Annotated in this window: 15 protein-coding genes and 2 pseudogenes; 9 read left to right on the top strand and 8 right to left on the bottom strand. The window is 67.4% G+C overall.

Annotation, left to right across the window (positions count from 1 at the left end):
- Positions 1 to 24: 24 nt before the first annotated feature.
- From ACWZHB_RS12105 to ACWZHB_RS12085, 5 genes and pseudogenes are all read left to right on the top strand, one after another.
- Entirely contained in the window at positions 25 to 1,509 is a 1,485-nt protein-coding gene (locus ACWZHB_RS12105) for a flavin-containing monooxygenase (protein WP_427908033.1), read from the top strand.
- A gap of 34 nt (positions 1,510 to 1,543) precedes the next feature.
- Positions 1,544 to 1,762, top strand: a pseudogene (locus ACWZHB_RS12100) (AMP-binding protein); the annotation flags it as partial.
- Positions 1,763 to 1,828: 66 nt separating this feature from the next.
- A pseudogene (locus tag ACWZHB_RS12095) lies at positions 1,829 to 2,575 on the top strand (AMP-binding enzyme); the annotation flags it as partial.
- A 116-nt stretch (positions 2,576 to 2,691) separates the two neighbouring features.
- A complete protein-coding gene (locus ACWZHB_RS12090) occupies positions 2,692 to 3,576 on the top strand; it encodes an oxygenase MpaB family protein (RefSeq protein ID WP_427908032.1) in 885 nt (294 codons plus the stop codon).
- A gap of 70 nt (positions 3,577 to 3,646) precedes the next feature.
- Positions 3,647 to 4,321 carry a TetR/AcrR family transcriptional regulator gene (locus ACWZHB_RS12085; protein ID WP_427908031.1) on the top strand — a complete coding sequence of 225 codons (675 nt, stop codon included), beginning with the start codon at positions 3,647 to 3,649 and terminating at the stop codon, positions 4,319 to 4,321.
- Positions 4,322 to 4,403: 82 nt separating this feature from the next.
- Here ACWZHB_RS12085 and ACWZHB_RS12080 read toward each other — a convergent pair whose 3' ends face one another.
- The 5 genes from ACWZHB_RS12080 to ACWZHB_RS12060 form a co-directional block, all read right to left on the bottom strand.
- On the bottom strand, positions 4,404 to 5,933 hold the full coding sequence (locus tag ACWZHB_RS12080; protein WP_427908030.1) for an aldehyde dehydrogenase family protein: 1,530 nt from the start codon (positions 5,931 to 5,933) through the stop codon (positions 4,404 to 4,406).
- A gap of 73 nt (positions 5,934 to 6,006) precedes the next feature.
- Positions 6,007 to 6,846: an oxygenase MpaB family protein gene (locus ACWZHB_RS12075; protein WP_427908029.1), complete on the bottom strand. Its 840-nt coding sequence runs from the start codon at positions 6,844 to 6,846 to the stop codon at positions 6,007 to 6,009.
- Complete coding sequence (locus ACWZHB_RS12070; protein ID WP_427908028.1) at positions 6,843 to 7,037, bottom strand: hypothetical protein; 195 nt, start codon at positions 7,035 to 7,037, stop codon at positions 6,843 to 6,845. Before ACWZHB_RS12070 ends, ACWZHB_RS12075 begins: the two co-directional genes overlap by 4 nt.
- Positions 7,038 to 7,403: 366 nt before the next feature.
- Positions 7,404 to 9,194, bottom strand: coding sequence for a hydroxysqualene dehydroxylase (locus tag ACWZHB_RS12065; protein ID WP_427908027.1), 1,791 nt, complete (start codon positions 9,192 to 9,194; stop codon positions 7,404 to 7,406).
- Entirely contained in the window at positions 9,187 to 10,596 is a 1,410-nt protein-coding gene (locus ACWZHB_RS12060; RefSeq protein ID WP_427908026.1) for an NAD(P)/FAD-dependent oxidoreductase, read from the bottom strand. The genes ACWZHB_RS12065 and ACWZHB_RS12060 overlap by 8 nt, the downstream gene beginning before the upstream one ends.
- Positions 10,597 to 10,799: 203 nt before the next feature.
- On the opposite strand from ACWZHB_RS12060, the gene ACWZHB_RS12055 reads away from it, so the two are divergent.
- Complete coding sequence (locus tag ACWZHB_RS12055; protein ID WP_427908025.1) at positions 10,800 to 11,483, top strand: TetR/AcrR family transcriptional regulator; 684 nt, start codon at positions 10,800 to 10,802, stop codon at positions 11,481 to 11,483.
- Between the two features lie 15 nt (positions 11,484 to 11,498).
- On the opposite strand, the gene ACWZHB_RS12050 is transcribed toward ACWZHB_RS12055, so the two are convergent.
- The gene (locus tag ACWZHB_RS12050; RefSeq protein WP_427908024.1) at positions 11,499 to 12,644 is read right to left on the bottom strand and encodes an AI-2E family transporter; all 1,146 of its coding nucleotides are present in this window, start codon (positions 12,642 to 12,644) and stop codon (positions 11,499 to 11,501) included.
- 137 nt (positions 12,645 to 12,781) lie between these two features.
- Between ACWZHB_RS12050 and ACWZHB_RS12045 the strand changes: the two genes are divergently transcribed.
- Entirely contained in the window at positions 12,782 to 13,432 is a 651-nt protein-coding gene (locus tag ACWZHB_RS12045; protein ID WP_427908023.1) for a TetR/AcrR family transcriptional regulator, read from the top strand.
- The gene (locus ACWZHB_RS12040) at positions 13,416 to 15,017 is read left to right on the top strand and encodes an MDR family MFS transporter (protein ID WP_427908022.1); all 1,602 of its coding nucleotides are present in this window, start codon (positions 13,416 to 13,418) and stop codon (positions 15,015 to 15,017) included. The genes ACWZHB_RS12045 and ACWZHB_RS12040 overlap by 17 nt, the downstream gene beginning before the upstream one ends.
- A gap of 29 nt (positions 15,018 to 15,046) precedes the next feature.
- Here ACWZHB_RS12040 and ACWZHB_RS12035 read toward each other — a convergent pair whose 3' ends face one another.
- Positions 15,047 to 15,742: a hypothetical protein gene (locus ACWZHB_RS12035; RefSeq protein WP_427908021.1), complete on the bottom strand. Its 696-nt coding sequence runs from the start codon at positions 15,740 to 15,742 to the stop codon at positions 15,047 to 15,049.
- A 164-nt stretch (positions 15,743 to 15,906) separates the two neighbouring features.
- On the opposite strand from ACWZHB_RS12035, the gene ACWZHB_RS12030 reads away from it, so the two are divergent.
- The gene (locus tag ACWZHB_RS12030) at positions 15,907 to 16,098 is read left to right on the top strand and encodes a hypothetical protein (RefSeq protein WP_427908020.1); all 192 of its coding nucleotides are present in this window, start codon (positions 15,907 to 15,909) and stop codon (positions 16,096 to 16,098) included.
- On the opposite strand, the gene ACWZHB_RS12025 is transcribed toward ACWZHB_RS12030, so the two are convergent.
- Positions 16,088 to 17,089 carry an AraC family transcriptional regulator gene (locus ACWZHB_RS12025; protein ID WP_427908019.1) on the bottom strand — a complete coding sequence of 334 codons (1,002 nt, stop codon included), beginning with the start codon at positions 17,087 to 17,089 and terminating at the stop codon, positions 16,088 to 16,090. The genes ACWZHB_RS12030 and ACWZHB_RS12025 overlap by 11 nt on opposite strands.
- Positions 17,090 to 17,298: the final 209 nt, after the last annotated feature.

Raw genomic sequence — 17,298 nt, 5'->3', positions numbered from 1 at the left:
CACAGCAATGACATGAGGAGCTCTATGCGCACTCGGACAATGCCGTCCGCTGTCATCATCGGTACCGGGTTCGGCGGCCTCGGCATGGCGATGGAACTACTGCGCCACGGTGTCGACGATCTCGTCATCCTGGAGCGGGCTGCGGAAGTGGGTGGCGTGTGGCGGGAGAACACCTACCCGGGTGCCGGTTGCGATATCCCCTCCCCGCTCTATTCGTATTCCTATGTGCCGAAATCCGATTGGCCCAAGCGATTTTCGGGGCAGCCCGATATCCACGCCTATCTGCGGGACGTGGCGCGCGACAACGGTCTGCTCGAGCGGATCCGGTTCGAGTCCGAGGTGACCGAAGCCGAGTTCGACGAGGCGAGCGGGAGATGGACGGTGCGCACCGCCGACGGTTTCGAGGTGACCACCGACGTGCTGATTTCCGCGGTCGGTCAGCTGTCGCGGCCCGCGCTGCCCGCCATCGCGGGCATCGGCTCGTTCGCCGGACCCGCGTTCCACTCGGCGGAGTGGGACCACAGCGTCGATCTGACGGGCAAGCGGGTAGCCGTTGTCGGCACCGGGGCCAGCGCGATCCAGTTCGTCCCCGCGATCCAGCCGCGGGTGGCGGCGCTGACGCTGTTCCAGCGCTCGGCGGCGTGGGTACTGCCCAAGCCCGACGTCGAGTATAAGCCGTGGCATCACCGGATGTTCGCGGCGGTGCCGCCGGTCCGGCTCGCCGAGCGGTTCGCGGTCTGGGCGCTGTGTGAGTTTCTGTCGCTCGGCATCGCCGACGTCCCCGCGATCAGGGGATTCGTCACCAAGATCGCCGTGAACCATCTGCGCAAGCAGGTCGCCGACCCGCAACTGCGTGCGAAACTGACCCCTGACTACCCGGCCGGCTGTAAGCGTGGGCTGTTCTCCAACAACTACTATCCGGCACTCACCCAGCCGAACGTGCGGGTGGAGACGACCGAGATCGCCGAAGTCGTGCCGAGCGGGGTGAAAACGGCCGACGGCGTGCTGCACGAGGTCGACGTGATCATCTACGGAACCGGGTTCAAGGGCACCGAATTCCTGTGGCCGATGACGATCCATGGCGCGAACGGTCGCAAGCTCGAGGACGAGTGGCAGGGCGGTGCCCGCGCCTACCACGGCATCTCGGTGCCCGGATTCCCGAACATGTTCATGGTGTACGGACCGAATACGAACCTGGGCGTGGGGTCGATCGTCTACATGATCGAATCGCAGGCTCGCTACATCCGCCAGGCGCTGCAGGAATTGTCCCGCCATCCGGCGCACACCCTCGACGTCCGGCGCGCGGTCGCCGAGGAATACGACGTGAAGCTGCAAGCGCGGCTGGACCGTACGCCGTGGGGTCTGTGCTCGAGCTGGTATCGCAACGCCGCGGGCCGGATCACCAATAACTGGCCGGGCGCGGTCGCGAGCTACCGACTACAGACCCGAACACTGCGCCCCGAGCACTATCACCTGAACGCCGGCACGACAACGCCTGCGGGCCAGTGAGATTCGCGGACCGGAACTCGCAAGAGGCTCATCGATGAAGCTGACCAACGGCACCGTGGCCGACGTACGCGGGGTGCTGACCTACCGCGAGCTCGACGAGCAGTCCAACGCCCTGGTCCACGGGCTGCTCGGGCAGGGCCTGCGCGGCGGCGAGGTGATCGGCGTGCTGGCCCGCGACCATCGTGGCCTGATACTGGCGATGGTGGCGGCGGGCAAGGCCGGGTTACGGCTGGCCATGCTGAACACCAGTTTTCGACAAGCCGCAACTCACCGAAGTCGCTGTGCGGGTTCGCCACCGCGCTGGTCGTCGACCGGGTGCCGTTTCCTCGCGCTCGGTCCCGACATGATCGCCAGGTACGACACCTCGACGCTGCGCACGGTTTTCGTCGGCGGCGCACCGCTCCCGCCCGACCTGGCGATCCGATGGCAGGACGCCTTCGGTGACGTGCTGTACAACGGGTACGGCTCCACCGAGGTCGCGATCACCGCCGTCGCCCAGCCGCACGAATTGCGTCGTGCGCCAGGCACAGTCGGGCGGGCACCGGTCACCGCGCGCATCGCGCACTACGACGGCGACGATCGCCGAATCGCCGCTGCGAACGTCTCGGGTCGGATCTTCGCCCGCACCGTCGCCCCGTTCGAGGGGTACACCGACGGGAAGACCGAACAGATCATCGACGGGTACATGTCGACCGGCGACATGGGCCACTTCGACGCCGACGGGCTGCTGTTCATCAACGGCCGCGACGACGACATGGTGGTCTGCGGTGGCGAGAACGTGTATCCGCTGGAGGTGGAGAATCTGCTGACGGGTCGCGCCGCTATCGCCGATGTCGCGGTGATCGGTGTCGACGACGCGGACTTCGGACAGCGATTGCGCGCCTTCATCGTTGCGGCGACGGACGAGAAGCCGGACGCGCAGGAGATCAAGAACTATGTCAAGGACAACCTGGCCAGGTACAAGGTGCCCCGTGACGTGGTGTTCCTCGACGAGATGCCACGTAATCCCACCGGCAAGATCGTGCGCAAGGCGCTGCGGTTCGGGTTGACCCCGCGCCACCGTTGAGCAACCACGACGCCCCGCAGCGGCACTGCCCGAAAGCCCACGCTGAGTCGATTAGTTGAATATTATCTCACTGTATCATCGTCTTAGAGGCTCTCAGCAGAAGGAGGCGCAGGACCATGCGTGAAGTGTCAACGGTGACCGATCCTGTGATGGTGGGCGATCTCGGCGAGGTTCTGCGGTGTCGATACGGCACCGTCGAGGACTTCGACATCGAGCGATTTCTCGACGGGATCGGAGCCTTCGCCGGGGCGGGCGCGAATGTGATCGTGCAGCTCGCGAACCGGCCGGTGGGATACGGCGTCGTCGAGAGCACCGTCGAGTCGGGCCGCGCCGACGTCCATCCGTGGAAGCGGTTGCGCACCACGCTGACCTACATCGCGGTGGCGATGCTCGGCACCGAGGACGACCGGGACGTGTACCGGCAGGCCGTCGGCAGCGTCCATCGGCGCGTCCGGTCGGCGCCGGGCGCCGAGGTGAAGTACAACGCGTTCGACCCCGAACTGCAGAAGTGGGTCGCGGTCTGCCTGTGCTGGGGAGTCATGGACACCCACGAACGCCTCTACGGACCGCTGGACAAGGCCACCAAGGAGGTCTTCGTGCAGTACGGTGCCAGGTTCGGCACCGGGTTGCAGATGCGGCCCGAGATGTGGTTCGCCGACCTGGCGGCGTTCGAGAGCTACTTCGAATCCGGGTTGGCGAACATGCAGATCGACGACGTGGTCGCCGAGTACCTGCGCAAGCTGGTCGGGTTGCGCAATATTCCGAGACCGCGTCCGCTGGCGAATATTCATCGTTTCGCGGTGACCGGTCTGCTGCCCGAAACGATGCGCTCACAGCTCTACCTCCCGTGGACCGACGAGCAGGAGCGGCGGCATCGGCTGATGTTCCGGGCCATCGGCGCCGTCTACGGGCGGCTACCCGTGCGCGCGCGGATCGTGCCGTACTCGACCGTGCTCCGGGACATGCGGCGGCGTCAGCGGCTCGGCCGCCCACTGGTCTGAGAAGGCGAGGTTGCGGGCTACCGTCGGACCACATTATGTTCGGGCTCTTGTCAGCTGAGGGGAATGGGATATGGCCGAGTCGATCAGGTTGCTGGCACGGATTCGCGGACACGGCGGTGTCGAGCGCGATAACGCCGACGTCCTGAACGGCGCCTTGGCCGCGTTTCTGGACTTCGGGATCAAGCGCACCAGCATGGCGGAGGTGGCCCGCCGCGGTGGTCTGTCCCTGGCGACCCTGTACCGCCGATTCGGCGGGAAGACCGACGTGGTCCAGGCGGTGGGGCTCTGGCAGGTGCGTCACCTGCTGGAGCAGGCCGACGCCTCGATGCGCCGGCAGGCCGACGAGGGTGCCAGCGCCGAAGACCAGATCGTCGAACTGTTCGTCGCCTTCGCCCTCGGCTTGCGCGACAACCCGTTGCTCGACCGCCTCCTCGCCACCGACGCCGCCACCGTGCTGCCCTACCTCACCACCGGTGGGGCGCCGGTGATCGAGCTCGGTCGTGACTTCCTGGCCGAGTTCATCACTCGCTTGCAGGAGGCAGGCAAGCTTCCCGCCTACGACCCGCTCCCCGTCGCCGAGCTGGTGGCTCGTACCGCGCTGTCGCTGGTGCTGACCAGGCCGACGGTCATCCCGCTCGACGACGAGGCCGCGGCGCGCCGGTTCGCCCGCGATCACATCGCACCCGGGTTCCGTCCACTGGACGTGCGCACGACGACCCAGGCGACCGGCGCCGCACCTCGCTAGTTCCCGCGCCCGGGGCGATTACCGCTTGCCGCGGACGGATGAGGCACTGGCGGGTGCGGCATCCGTCCGCGGCGAGGCCCGCCTACCTGCCGAAGCGGCGCCGACCGCGAGCGCCGGTCGCGCGCATCGCGTTCCGCATGAACCCGAAGTTCTTCAGGCTGTACGGGTACCAGACGAGTTCGGACTTCTGCGTCGGCAGCGCCGGCGCCGTGATCGCCTGCTTACGGCAGTACTTGCGCACGCCGTCCGCGCCGCCGAATCGGTATCCGGTGCCGGACTGGCCCCAACCACCATGGGGGAGTGCGAAATTGAACAGGTTGATGGTGGCGTCGTTGATGTTCACCGCGCCGACGGTCAACCGGCGGGCGATCTTCTGCCCGCGGGACTTGTTGCCCGTCCAGACCGAGGCGGACAGGCCGTACTCGGAGTCGTTGGCGAGGCGGATCGCCTCGTTCTCGTCGGCGACCTTGATGATCGGGATGGTCGGGCCGAACGTTTCCTCGGTGATGCACGACATCGAATGGTCGACGTCGACCAGCACGGTCGGTTCGAAGAAGTTCCCCTCGCCGGTCGCCTTTCCGCCCGTGAGTGCCCGCGCGCCCTGGGCGATGGCGTCGTCGACGTGGCGGGCGACGATCTTCAACTGCGTTTCGTTGGCGAGCGGACCGACGTCGATGTTGCCACTGCGGTCGTCGCGACCGAGCCGCAGCGTCTTGACATGGGCGACAAGCTTGTTCACGAACTCGTCGTACACCGCGGCCTCGACATACACCCGCTCCACCGACACGCACAGTTGCCCGGCGTTGGTCAGCGCGCCGAAGGCGATGCCGTTGGCGGCGCGGTCGAGGTCGGCATCGGCGAGCACGATCGCCGGGTCCTTGCCGCCCATCTCGAGGCTGTAGGGCCGGGTGCGCTCCGCGCACGCGACCGCGATGCGGCGCCCGGTGTTGCCGGAGCCGGTGAACTGGATGAAATCAGCGTTGTCGACAACCGCGGCACCGGTGGCGCCGAACCCGGAGACCACCGTGAACACCGGCGGCGCGCCGATCTCGGCCCATCCGCGGGCGAGCACGAGCGGCGTCAGCGGGGTCACCTCCGACGGCTTGAGCAGCACGGCAGCGCCTGCGGCGAGCGCCGGAACGAGATCGGAGGCGGGCATGGCGAGCGGAAAATTCCACGGCGTGATGATGCCGACCACCGGATACGGGGTGTAGGTGGTGGTCAACTTCTTGACCCGCATCAACGGAGTGTGGGGGCTCACTGCGGTATCGGCGAGAAACTTCGCGGCGTTGCGTGCGTAGTAACCAAGAAGATCGACGGTGAAGGCGACCTCGACCTCGGCCTCCACCCGGGGCTTGCCCGACTCGTCTTGAATCGAATCCGCCAGCTCGTCGGCGTGGTCGAGCACCCAATCCTGCAGCTTCAGCAGCCACTGCTTCCGTCCGGCCGCGCTGATCGACGCCCACCGCGGCTGTGCTTTGCGCAGCGCGGCCGCGGCCGCGGCGACCTCCTCCGGGGTCGACACGGCGACGGTGCCGACCAGTTCTCCGGATGCCGGGTTGCGAACAGCGAGTTCGGCGGCGTCGACGGTGGGTGTTGCGGAATCAGACACATTTTCTCCTGGATAGCCGTATCGGTCTACCGACCAACCTTAGGCAGAGTGAGACGCTTTGTATATCATTCTGTCATTTCGACGGATGGCTCAGATCTCCGAGCTGAGACGCCGACCTCTCGGCGCGCGCCGAAGGCACGTAGCGAATCCGCGGCGGCACCATCGGGGCCGCCATCCGGAGGCCAGCGGCGTACGAGCGGAACGCGGCCCGATCGCCGGGTCTGGCTCGCACATCGAGCAGTTCCTTGGTGCGCGGGTGGAGCAACCCGCGGACGGCGACGGATGGCAGCAGCCGCGGGACCCAGCTGGTCGGACGCAAGACCTCGGGCGCGAGCGTGCGGCCGGCTGCGGTAAGGCGCAGTTGCTGTGCGCACACCCGCTCGAAATAGTCGCCGAAATCCGCCCAGTTCTGCGGCATGGCCCGCGCGGACACCCCGAATCGCAGATACCACTCGCAGCACTCCGCGTACAGGCGTTCGTGGTCGCGATCGGACATCGGCGCGATGAAAGTGTTGACCGCGACCATCAGCGTCTCCACATAGGTCGCGTGCTGAAAGTGGAACAGGTCCGGATTCAGTGCGTGGAAACGCGCGCCACGGTCATCGGTTCCACCGATGTGCCCGTGGATGTTGACCACGCGGTGCCGCTGGTCCCGGTCGTCGTAGGCCATCTGAACTGTCTGCGAGACGGTCCGCGCCTTGTGGTACCACAGCCGCATCGCCACGTGTTCGTCGAGAGCCGTCGCGATGGCCGGGTGCAGAATCTGCAGCCCTACCGCACGCGGCAAGGCGAGCAGGAATCGCCGATCGCCGACGTATTGGCGAAGCAGTGAGGTCCCGTGTCGGCGGCGCATCGATAGCTTCCTCGATCGAGGATCGAGCGGTGCGGTGCGCGCGGGAAGTGGTGTGGTCATCGTTGACTCCGTTCGAAGAAGCTCAGCGCTTGCCAGACCATCACGGCTGTGGCGGCGTCCATCACCAAGTGCGGGAACAACGCTCGTGCCGGTTTGCGATGGGCGATCTGCCACGCGAGTGCGCCGAGCGTGATGACGGCGTCGACGGCGAAGATCGCCACGAATGCCCACCCGAGCAGCGGGACCGGCACTGGGTGCGCCAATCCCGGGTGGGCGTGGTGGTGCTGCCCGAGTCCAGGACGAAGCGCTGGAATGCCAGGTCCTCCGGACTGGATTCGGTCACCTCGGGCATCGTGATCGCGTCGCTCGTCACGCCGCCTCCGTTCGTGGGGCCGGTCCTCGTCGTCGCGCGGGCGGGGCGAAACTCGCGGTTCCGGTCTCCGTGGGTGGGCGGCGGCGCAGCCGGCGGAATCCCGCGACGAGGTAGCTCGCCAACAGACAGCAGGGCATCGTTACCTCGTCCGATTCTGTGCGGGCCGCCTTGCCTCATTGTGGTGCGTACTGACACCACAATTATGTGGTGTCAGCGTGCACCAGAAATCGCGGATGGTCAAGGGTCAGCTGTCGAGTAGGTGGGGCAAACCGGCGCGGAAGCGATCCGCATCGATGGCTTTGGCGGCCGCGAACGCGGGCAGGGAAACCAAGGGGAAGATCTGCGCGCGGGGGCTCGGGTCGTCGGCCGCATCGAGGATGGCGTTGGCGGCGGCGCGGCCGGATTCGTTGGCGCCCTCCATGGTGGCCAGGTCGATGTGGTTGCGCACGTGGTCGCCGCCGAAATAGAGATTGGGAATCGCGCAGTGCGCGTCGGGGCGATTGTCGTAGGAGCCGACCGTGTTGACCAGCAGTGGGGTTTCGTTGTGGATGGTGTTGCCGGACCAGGTGATGCCGGGGTCGAGATGCCAGGAATGGATGTCGTCGTCGCGTAGCCAATCGGTGCCGGTGTTGAGCCAGGCTTTGAGCTGAGCCCAGGTCTCGGTGGCGATCTCGGCGGCGGTGCACTCCTTGGCGGTGCGGCCGAACAGGATTCCGGGTGTGTCCCAGTCGGAGATGTCGACCGACAGGCATTCCAGCACCGACCCGTCGCCGTAGGTGGCGGGGAAATCGCCCACCCACATCGGCGCCTGGCGCAGGGCGGTGAGGGCCCAGGGGGAGCCGAGTGCGGCGATGTGTCCCTCGGGGATATCGGTCGGGCGGCGCAGGTAGTACTGGATGCCGACCATCCAGTCGGTCACCAGGTTTCGCATTCCGCCCAGGCGCGGATCGGCGTCGATGATCGCGTCGTCGAGGAGATCGACGGCGCGGTCGACCGGCATCGCGCACAGGTAGTGGTCGGCGGTCACCGCCGCCGTCCCGCTTGTTCCGCTGACCATCGCCGAGGTGATGCGACCACCGTCCATCCGCAATGCGGCAAGGCCCTGTCCCATGGCGAAGCGGACGCCGAGCGAGCGCAGGTACTCGACCCACGGATCGATCCACGCGATATTGGTGGGGCGGTTGAGGATACGGTCGACGCCCCCGGCGTACTGCGGGGCGGCGCCAGACGCGGCGAGGACGAGGGCCTCGCCGATCGTGCCGATGGTTCGTGCCGAGCTGGTCTGTGGTTTCGCGGCGACGGTGATCCGGGTGAGCGCGTTCACCAAGTACTTCCGATAGGCGACCGACTTGCCTTCGGCCTGCATGATCTGCTCCCAGGTCACGTATTCCCACTGGCCGAAGCGGCGTTCGGTGCTGGAGGTGAACCACACGAGCATCTGCTTGGCGAAGAAGGCCAGCTCGTTGGGTGGGAGGTCGGGGATGAACCCGAGCGCGCCGACGATGCTGTTGCGCACCAGTTCCGGCGTCAACTGACTCAGCCCGCCGAGCTCGACGGGAGCGAAGATCGGCGGAAGGTCCTGGAATCCGGCGATCGTACCCTCGACCCGCACAAGGTTGTCGAGCACGCCGTTCGGGTTGCCGGGGAACGGGATTCGGCTCATCGTGTCGGGAACATGCTGATAGCAGCCGGGAAAGAAGCGGAATCCGTGTTCACCCGGCAGCGGTTGACGCCCGGGCGACGCCGTCCCCGGCACACCCATGCTGCGCGCCTTGCCGCCGAGGAACGCGGGCTCGTAGACGGTGACCTCGTACCCTCGCTCGACCAATTCGTGGGCGGCGCTCAGCCCGGCCATGCCGCCACCGAAGATCGCCACCGACTTGCCGCCGGAGCGCAACAGCGGTGAGCGCCTCGCCGTCGGCGCGGCGTCGGCGATCGGGGCAGTGACGGCGAGTGCGGCTCCGGCGACGAGTCCGGCGCGCAACGCGGTGCGGCGGGTGATCGGTGCTGACAACGGTGTCGGCTGATCAGGCATGGTGTTCTCCTGGACCTGCGGTGGTGAGGGTGAAAGGTGAGGTCGGTGGCGCGGTGGCATGAGAGACAGTGCCGCGCAAGGTTGTTTGGGTGATGCGCCGTTCGCGGGCCGAGTCGCGGATCTCGCGCGCCACATCGGCGAGGACGGCGGGCAGGTGGGCGCGCTGGTGGAACGCGGCGCGAGCCGCGAGACCCAGTGCGCGCGCCGGGGCATACAGCTCGGCGGGCCGATGGGTGCGGGAGAAGATGCCCGCGGTGATCTCCGCCAGTTCCGGGTCGCCGGCGGCGGTGCGGTAGAGCTCGATCTCCAAGGGGCGCATGACTTCACCGCGTGCCAACCGATTCGTCCAGTGGAAGATCTCGCGGCATTCGACGACGCGGCGGCGCTCCCAGTCCGACAGTGCTGCGTCGAGTGCGCGCGGGTCGTCGAGGACGTCGCCGACCGACTCGGCGAGGGTGCGGCCGTAGTGCAGGGCGTCGCGGATGCCCTGCGCGGTAACGGGATCCTTGAAATGTCCGGCGTCGCCGGGCAGCGCCCAGCCCGGGCCCGCGGAGTGCCGGAAGTACGAGGAGATGCCGGTGGCGGAACGGACCCGGCCGACGCGCTCACAGCCGCTCAGCCGGTCGGTGAGCGCTGGAATCCGGGCGAGGGCCTCGGCGTAACGGCGTTCCGCCGCACCGCGATCGGCGACCGTTGGTGGCTGCACCAAACTGAGCACCAGACCGTCGTCGCAGGGAAAGGCCGTGCCGAGATCGGCCCCCACCCGCCACTGGGCGGCGATGTGGCGCGGGGCGTCGGCGACATCACGCCAGTAGGCGAAATAGCAGTCGCGCCCGCTCGGTACCGTCAGGAACGGTCGCTCGGCGCCTACCGCGCGAGCGATGGTGCTGCGCCGTCCGTCCGCGCCGACGACGAGCGCGGCGCGGATCTCCCTGGCCTGGCCCGCGGCATCGAGATAACGCACACCGGCGCAACGGTTTCCGTCCCACACCACCGAGGCGACCCGGCAGCGCGGCCGCACCTCGGCGCCCGCGTGCACGGCGGTTCGCATCAGCACGGCGTCGAGCCCGGTGCGGCGCACGCACATCGCGTAGTCGATGCCGTCGAACGGGGGAAAGCCGGAACCGACACCGTAGCCCGCGCCCTGTGCGTAGGCCCTGGTCAGCCGTGGCGCGCCGAGAGCTTCCACTGCCGCGAGCGCGCCCAGCCGCTGGAGTTCGGCCAGTCCTGCCGGCCAGAGCAAATGAGTGGACAGCGTGTCCGACGGCAACGCCGCGGCGTCGAGTACGACGACGGTGCGGCCCGCCGCTGCGAGCGTGGCCGCGGTCGCCGATCCCGCGCAGCGCGCGCCGACCACGACGACATCGGCCCGTTCGACCGCAGTGCCAGGGGAATCGACCATGGGTACCGCCTCGGTCACTCAGTCTCGGACAGTATGTCCGATTGATGATGAGGCGGGCCGCGTACAGGTGTCAACAGCGAACCGGGACAGGGGGATTGGCACCGCCCGTACCCCGCCACCACGGCGGTGCGCCGGTCTACGGGCACAATGGATCCCATGGTCAATGCCAGCGCGTCAGGTGCTGCCTCGGCGACGGATCGCCGATGCCCTCGCTGACCCGTGTCCCGCGATCGGCGCGCAAACCCGCCGACGACCGGCGGGCCGAATTCGAGCGTCGTGTGCTGGCCGCCGTCGAAGACCTGCTGGCCGACGGTACGCCGTTCACCGAGATCGCCGTGCAGAAGATCGCGGCGGCCTCCGGGTCCGCAAGATCCACCTTCTACCGCTACTTTCCGGACAAGAGCAGCCTGCTGATCCGGATGGCCGAGCTGGCCACCACCGATCTGTTCGCCGCGGCGGAGGCGTGGTGGAGTGCCGAGCACACCGATCAGCAGGCCGGTGTCGTTCGAGCCATGCGCGCGATGATCGGCGGTTTCCGCGACCATCGCTATCTACTGCTAGCCCTCACCGAAGTGGGTTCCTACGACCGGGAAGTCGGTGCCTACTGGCGTTCCAGGGTCGCGACTTTCGCCGAACTGGTGCGTGCGCGGCTGGCGGCCGAACAGGCAGCGGGCCGCGTCGGCGCGCAGCTCGATCCCCGAGCCACCGCGCTGGTTCTCACGTCGATGGTCGAACGCACGATCTCCGTCGCCTTCGCCGCCGAAACCGGTATCGGCGAGGAGGAATTGGCCGAATCGCTGGGCCGCGCCATCTGGCTCGTCATCTACGGCGACGCCCCTCAGCGCGGAGCGACTTCGCCGCCGAAGGCACGATCATCCCGGCGGTGACGGCGCCCTTGTCGGTCAGTCGTCGGCTGCGGACGTGGTGCGTTTCCGGCGTGGGGTCGTCTGGTCGATGCGCGGGTCCTCGGTCACCGCATAGTGTTTCACGTACTCGGACAGGAACGCCTGCACCGTCGCGGTGGCGGGGATGGCCAGCAGTGCGCCGACCGCTCCGAGCAGCGCGCCACCGGCCAGCACCACCAGCAAGGCGATCGCGGCGTTGACGTCGACGGTGCGGGCGGTGATCCGGGGCTGCAGCAGATAGTCCTGGAACCACTGGTAGGCGACCGCGAACACGATGATCCACACCGCGTCCATCGGATCGACCGTCAGTGCCACGAATACCGGAACGATCGCGGCGATGTAGGTGCCGATGGTCGGGATGAACGCGGAGATCACGCCGAACCAGACACCGAGTGCGATCGGGTTGGGCAGGTGCAGGATCGACAGGAACACCCCGTGCACGACCGCGGAGACGATCGCCAGCAGCACCCGCGAGAACAGGTAGCCGCCGGTCTTGTCGATGGCGAGATCCCAGGCGTGCAGGAAGGTCTGCTGGTGCGCGGGCAGTAGCAGCGAGCACACGGTGCGCCGCACCTTCGGGCCGCCCGCGGTGAGGTAGACGCTGAACAACGCGATGGTCAGGACCTGCGCCAGACCGCCGAGGACTGTGGTCGACACGCCCCAGGCGTTGTCGGCGGCGGTGTGCGCGTAGTTCTCGATGAGGGTGGACTCGTGCAGTAGTCGCTGGCTCAGGTCGTGCACCGTGAAGTGCTGGCCGAACGTGTGATTGACCCAGTCCACGCCCTCGTCGAGCAGCCGCGGCGTCTCATGAGCCAGGTTGGTGGCTGTCTCCACCAGCAACGTCACCAGTGCGGCGAGAAAGGCGAGAACGCAGGCGAAGGTGCCGACGAACACCAGTCCGGTGGCGAGCCCCCGCGGCACACCGCGTCGCACCAGCACCGCGACGGCCGGTTCCATCGCCAGCGAGATGAAGAACGCGACGAACAAGATGATCAGGATGCCGGTCAGCCGGTGGAACGCCCAGTCGGCGATCAGGAACAGCCCGAAGAACACCAGCGCCAGCACCATCGCCCGAGGTAGCCACTTCGGCATCCTGGTGCGTGCGGGTGTCTGCGGAGCGGCGTCCGGGGAGTTGATGTCCACGACTCTCAGTGTCGCCCCGGGTCGGCCCAATTCCCGGCACCAACGCGGTCGCGTTGACCTGGCCGAACGCTCGGCGCACGCACTCGCCCAATACTTGCAGTTTCTGAAATATTGCAGTTTGTGCTAATTTATGGGGCGTGACACAGCAGCCGGTCAAGCAGGCCTCGATCGGACTGCGCGAACAGAAGAAGCAGCGAACCCTGCTCGACCTCTGCCTCGCCGCACGGCGGTTGGCGGTCGAGCACGGCCTCGACGCGACGAACGTCGACGACATCGCCAAGGCGGTGGGCGTCTCGCCGCGCACCTTCTTCAACTATTACGAGACCAAGCTCGACGCGGTGGTCGGCCCGATCGGCGAGATAGGTACCCCCGAAGCCAGGCAAGAGTTCATCGCAGGCGGACCGACCGGCGTGCTCATCGAAGACCTCACCTGGCTGCACGCCGCGGGTTTCCAGCCGGACAGTGAAGTGCGCGAGGGTATCTCGCTGGTCACCGAACTGGTCATGGCCGAGCCGAGAGTGCTCGCCGCGTTCATCGCCTCCGGTGCCCGGATGGAGGCCGCCATCGCCGAACTCCTCACGGCCAGGTGCGGCGCCGACGTCGCCCCCGAATTCGCCTCGCTCACCGCGGGAATCATGACCACCATCACCACGCGGGCAGCGATGTCGCTGGCCGCCGACCCGAACGGGTCGCTGGCGGCAGCGCTGCACGAGCACTGCGCCATGGCCGCCCGGCTGTTCCGGCCGGACGACAGCACAAGGAGACGCTCCGATGACCACGACGGCTGATTCGCCGCCCACCCCGATCGTCCTGACGCAGAAGCGGATCTGGCTGATCTTCTCCGCGCTGATCGCGGGCATGTTCCTGGCCAGCCTCGATCAGATGATCGTCGGCACCGCGATGCCGACCATCGTCGGCGAACTCGGCGGGGTCTCGCACATGGCCTGGACCGCCACCTCGTACCTGCTCGCCACCACCATCGTGATGCCGATCTACGGCAAACTCGGCGACATGTTCGGCAGGCGGTGGCTGTTCCTGTTCGCGATCACCGTCTTCACCGCCGCGTCGATCGGTGCCGCCGCGTCGACCGGGTTCTGGGAGTTCATCGCGTTCCGTGGCCTGCAGGGCGTGGGTGGCGGTGGCCTGATGATTCTGGCGCAGGCCATCATCGCCGATGTCGTGCCCGCCAAGGATCGTGGCAAGTACATGGCGCCGATGGGTGCCGTCTTCGGTATCACCTCGGTCGCCGGACCGCTGCTCGGCGGCCTGTTCGCCGACCACCTCGACTGGCGGTGGTGCTTCTGGATCAATGTGCCGATCGGCATCGCCGCGCTGTTCATCGCCTTCCGCTACTTGAACATCCCCAGCCATCGACCCAAGTTCCGTCCCGACTACCTCGGCATCGTGCTCATGTCGACCGCGACCACGCTGCTGATCCTGATCACCGACTGGGGCGGCAAGCAGTACGCGTGGGGCTCGACGGTGATGGTGTCGATGATCGCCGCTCTCGTCATCGTGGTCGCGGCCTTCGTGTTCGTGGAATCGCGGGCCGCGGAGCCGATGCTGCCGCTGTGGCTGTTCCGCAATCGCACCTTCGTGCTGACCTCGCTGATCGGATTCCTCGTCGGCCTGGTGATGTTCGCCGCGATCGGCTTCATCCCGACCTACCTGCAGATGGCCAGTGGAACGTCGGCGTCGGTGTCGGGTCTGCTGCTGATCCCGATGATGATCGGCATGATGCTCACACTGATCACCTCGATGAACGCGATCACCAAAACCGGTCGCTACCGGGTGTATCCGCCGATCGGCGCCGCGCTCATCGGCATCGACATGCTGTGGCTGACCCGTTTGGACGCCAACACCTCGATGTGGCTGGTCTCGGCCATGCTGTTCGTGATGGGTGCCGGGCTCGGCCTGATCATGCAGATCATCGTGCTCGTAGTGCAGAACGCGGTGGCGCCCGACCAGATCGGCACGGCGACCAGCGCGAACAACTACTTCCGTGAGATGGGTGGCGCGCTGGGCATCGCGATCTTCGGTTCCATCTTCACCAGCAGGCTCACCGAGAACCTCACCGGCGCGTTCCAGGCGAACTGGCAGGAAGCGGCGGCGGCGAAAATCGACCCGAGCGCGCTGATCCCGTCGGTGGTCAAGAACCTGCCCGAGAACCTGCACGACGCGATCGTCGGCGCCTACGTCGACGCGCTGGTACCCGGGTTCTGGTACCTGATCCCTGGCGCGGTTATCGCGTTCGCGCTCGCGCTGTTCATCCCACACTTGAAGCTGTCCGACGAAGCGGGCATGGTCGCACGCGGCGAGGCGGTCATGGCAGACACGGAGCCCGTCGAGCCGGAACTGGTCAAGGAGGGCTGAGCGAGCGGGCGGCGCCTTCGCGTCGGTCCCTATGTCGTGGCCGATGATCCGGCATTCTCGAGGTCGACCGGCGTGCTCCTCCACATTTCGGATGCCAGCCACAACGCCGCCACCGCAACCAGTGCGCCCCAGGCGATCCGGCCTGCGTGCGGTAGGAAGTACTGGGGCAACATGGTGACCAGCAGTGCCGCCAGTGGGACGCCGCTCCAGCGGTGGAGAGTGCCCGAGCGCCACACCGCCACAGCGGCGAGCACCGCGGTCGCCGCGACCAGCGCGAGCCCGATCACGAAGACGGCTATCGCGGTCGAATCGTTCCGGAAAGCGTTGCCGACCTCGGCCAGTGTCGCATCCCCGTCGGCAACGGCCCGCTGCCCGATCGCTGTGAGGCCATAGACCTCGGCGCCGTAGTACGAGATCGTCAGCGCTGAACCGATGTAGCCGATCGTCGCGGCGACAGCGGCCGTGTTCTCGGTGGAGGTGCCGTCGAGATAGCCGCGCAGCGCGCCGTATCCGAGCGGGATGAGGATGAGTCCGATGATCGCGGCGATATGCGCCACCGACCAGCCGGACGTTGTCCACGACCGGGCGGCTTCGAGCGAGGTTTGGTCGCCGACACGCGGGGCGGCGGCTTCGTAGATCACGAACAGGATGCCGGCGCACGCGAATGCCAAGGCTCCCCTGCGGACTCGGCGGCGTTGTGGTGATGTGGACTCGGGGACGGACATGACGCTCCTCAGCTGCACCGACCATTGCGAGATCAGTGCTCTCTCTTAGCGTAGCCCGATTGGCGTGTTCGGCGCGAGGTTGGCGCGTTCTGTTCTTGTCGTGGCACCGACGTCATTCGAGACTTACGTTCGTAATGTCGGAGTGTGAACGAGGGGAGAGCGCGGTGCCGGTTACGAGGGAGAGCGCCACCGTCTACGTGATTACCGCGTTGGAATCGAAGGGCACCGCGACCCGGGACGATTTCGACGTAGCCGGAATCGTCGCCGCGTTCCGCGATCTCGTCGACGGGTGGGACTTCCGCTTGTTGGAACGGGACATGTTCTGGCAGATCGCCTCGACCTACCTCAGGACGTAACGGTCCCCAACGGATGGGTACCCGCCGACCAGCGCCGGGCCGCGCGACGCAACGAGCCCGCGTCGGAGTAACCGAGTAGTTCGGCTTGCCTGGTGCCGCTGACCGACCCCGCGGACACCGCTCGCGACAACCGGGCGCTGCGGGCGCGATCCAGTTCGGCCCGCCAAGTCGTGCCCGATTCGGCCAGCCGCCGCTGCAGGGTTCGAGGGCTGATGTTGAGGATCCGGGCGACGCTGTCGAGCGAGGCGACCCCGGCCTCGATGGCCTCGTCCACTGCGGCGGCCACCCGCTCGGGCCAGGCCGAGGCGAGGGTCGGCGGGGGTGCCAGCGCGGCGGCCAGCGGCTGTAAGACCGCGGCGAGTACGGGATCCGCGGTGGTCAGGGGCAGCTCCAGATCCGCGGAGCGGAAGGTCATCGAATCGGTGGGTGCGTCGAATTCCAGTGTGGCGGAACCGAATACGGCGCGGAAACCATCGAGGCGCGCGGGAGCGGCTTGGCGCAGCGAGACGCGCACCGGGTTCAACGGATGGTCGACGGCTCGGCGCGCGCGGCTCAGCACCGCCGATAATCCCCACAGTTGGGTGTGGTCTCTTCCCCGGCCTTCGCCATCGAGCATCTCGAGGTAGAGGGTGGATTCGCCCTCGGTCTCGGCGACCAGGTCGAACCGGTGATTGGTGGTGACCGCGGTGATGTAGGGACCACAGGTGGCCAGCCCGGCGCCCAGCGTGGGCGCGGACGCGAACAGGTAGTCGTAGAGACCGAGGCTGGACAGCTCGTAGCGCCGGGCGACCTGCAGGGCGACATCGGGGCCGAGGCGATGCTCGCCGACCTCCCATAGCCGGGAGAACGTCGAACTCGGCAGATGCACATCGTGGCCGGTCATCGACCAATCCGGGACTCCGGTGTCGCGGATCAGTTGCGCACGATCCAGCCCGGCGGCCCCGAACTGGGAGATGACGAAACGGTGCAGCAAGCTCTGGTCGGTAGCCATGACGTCTCCTCATCCGCACCTCGGGTGTGATCCGGTTCTACCAGTTCCGCGTGGTCGCCGCCTTCGTGTTCGTCGAGTAGTTGGCCGCGGAGCCGATTCAGCGCCGAACCGAGGTGGCCGTGCGGCGCGGCGATGGCTGCCGTGTTCGGCGTGGGGCGCCTCGGCGGGCGGTGATGGCCGGCGCGGTTCCGGCCGCCGCGCTGCTCAGG

The sequence above is a fragment of the Nocardia sp. FBN12 genome, assembly GCF_054031145.1.
Note: the sequence above shows the minus strand (reverse complement) of the source record. Positions and strands in the feature narration are given on the sequence as shown.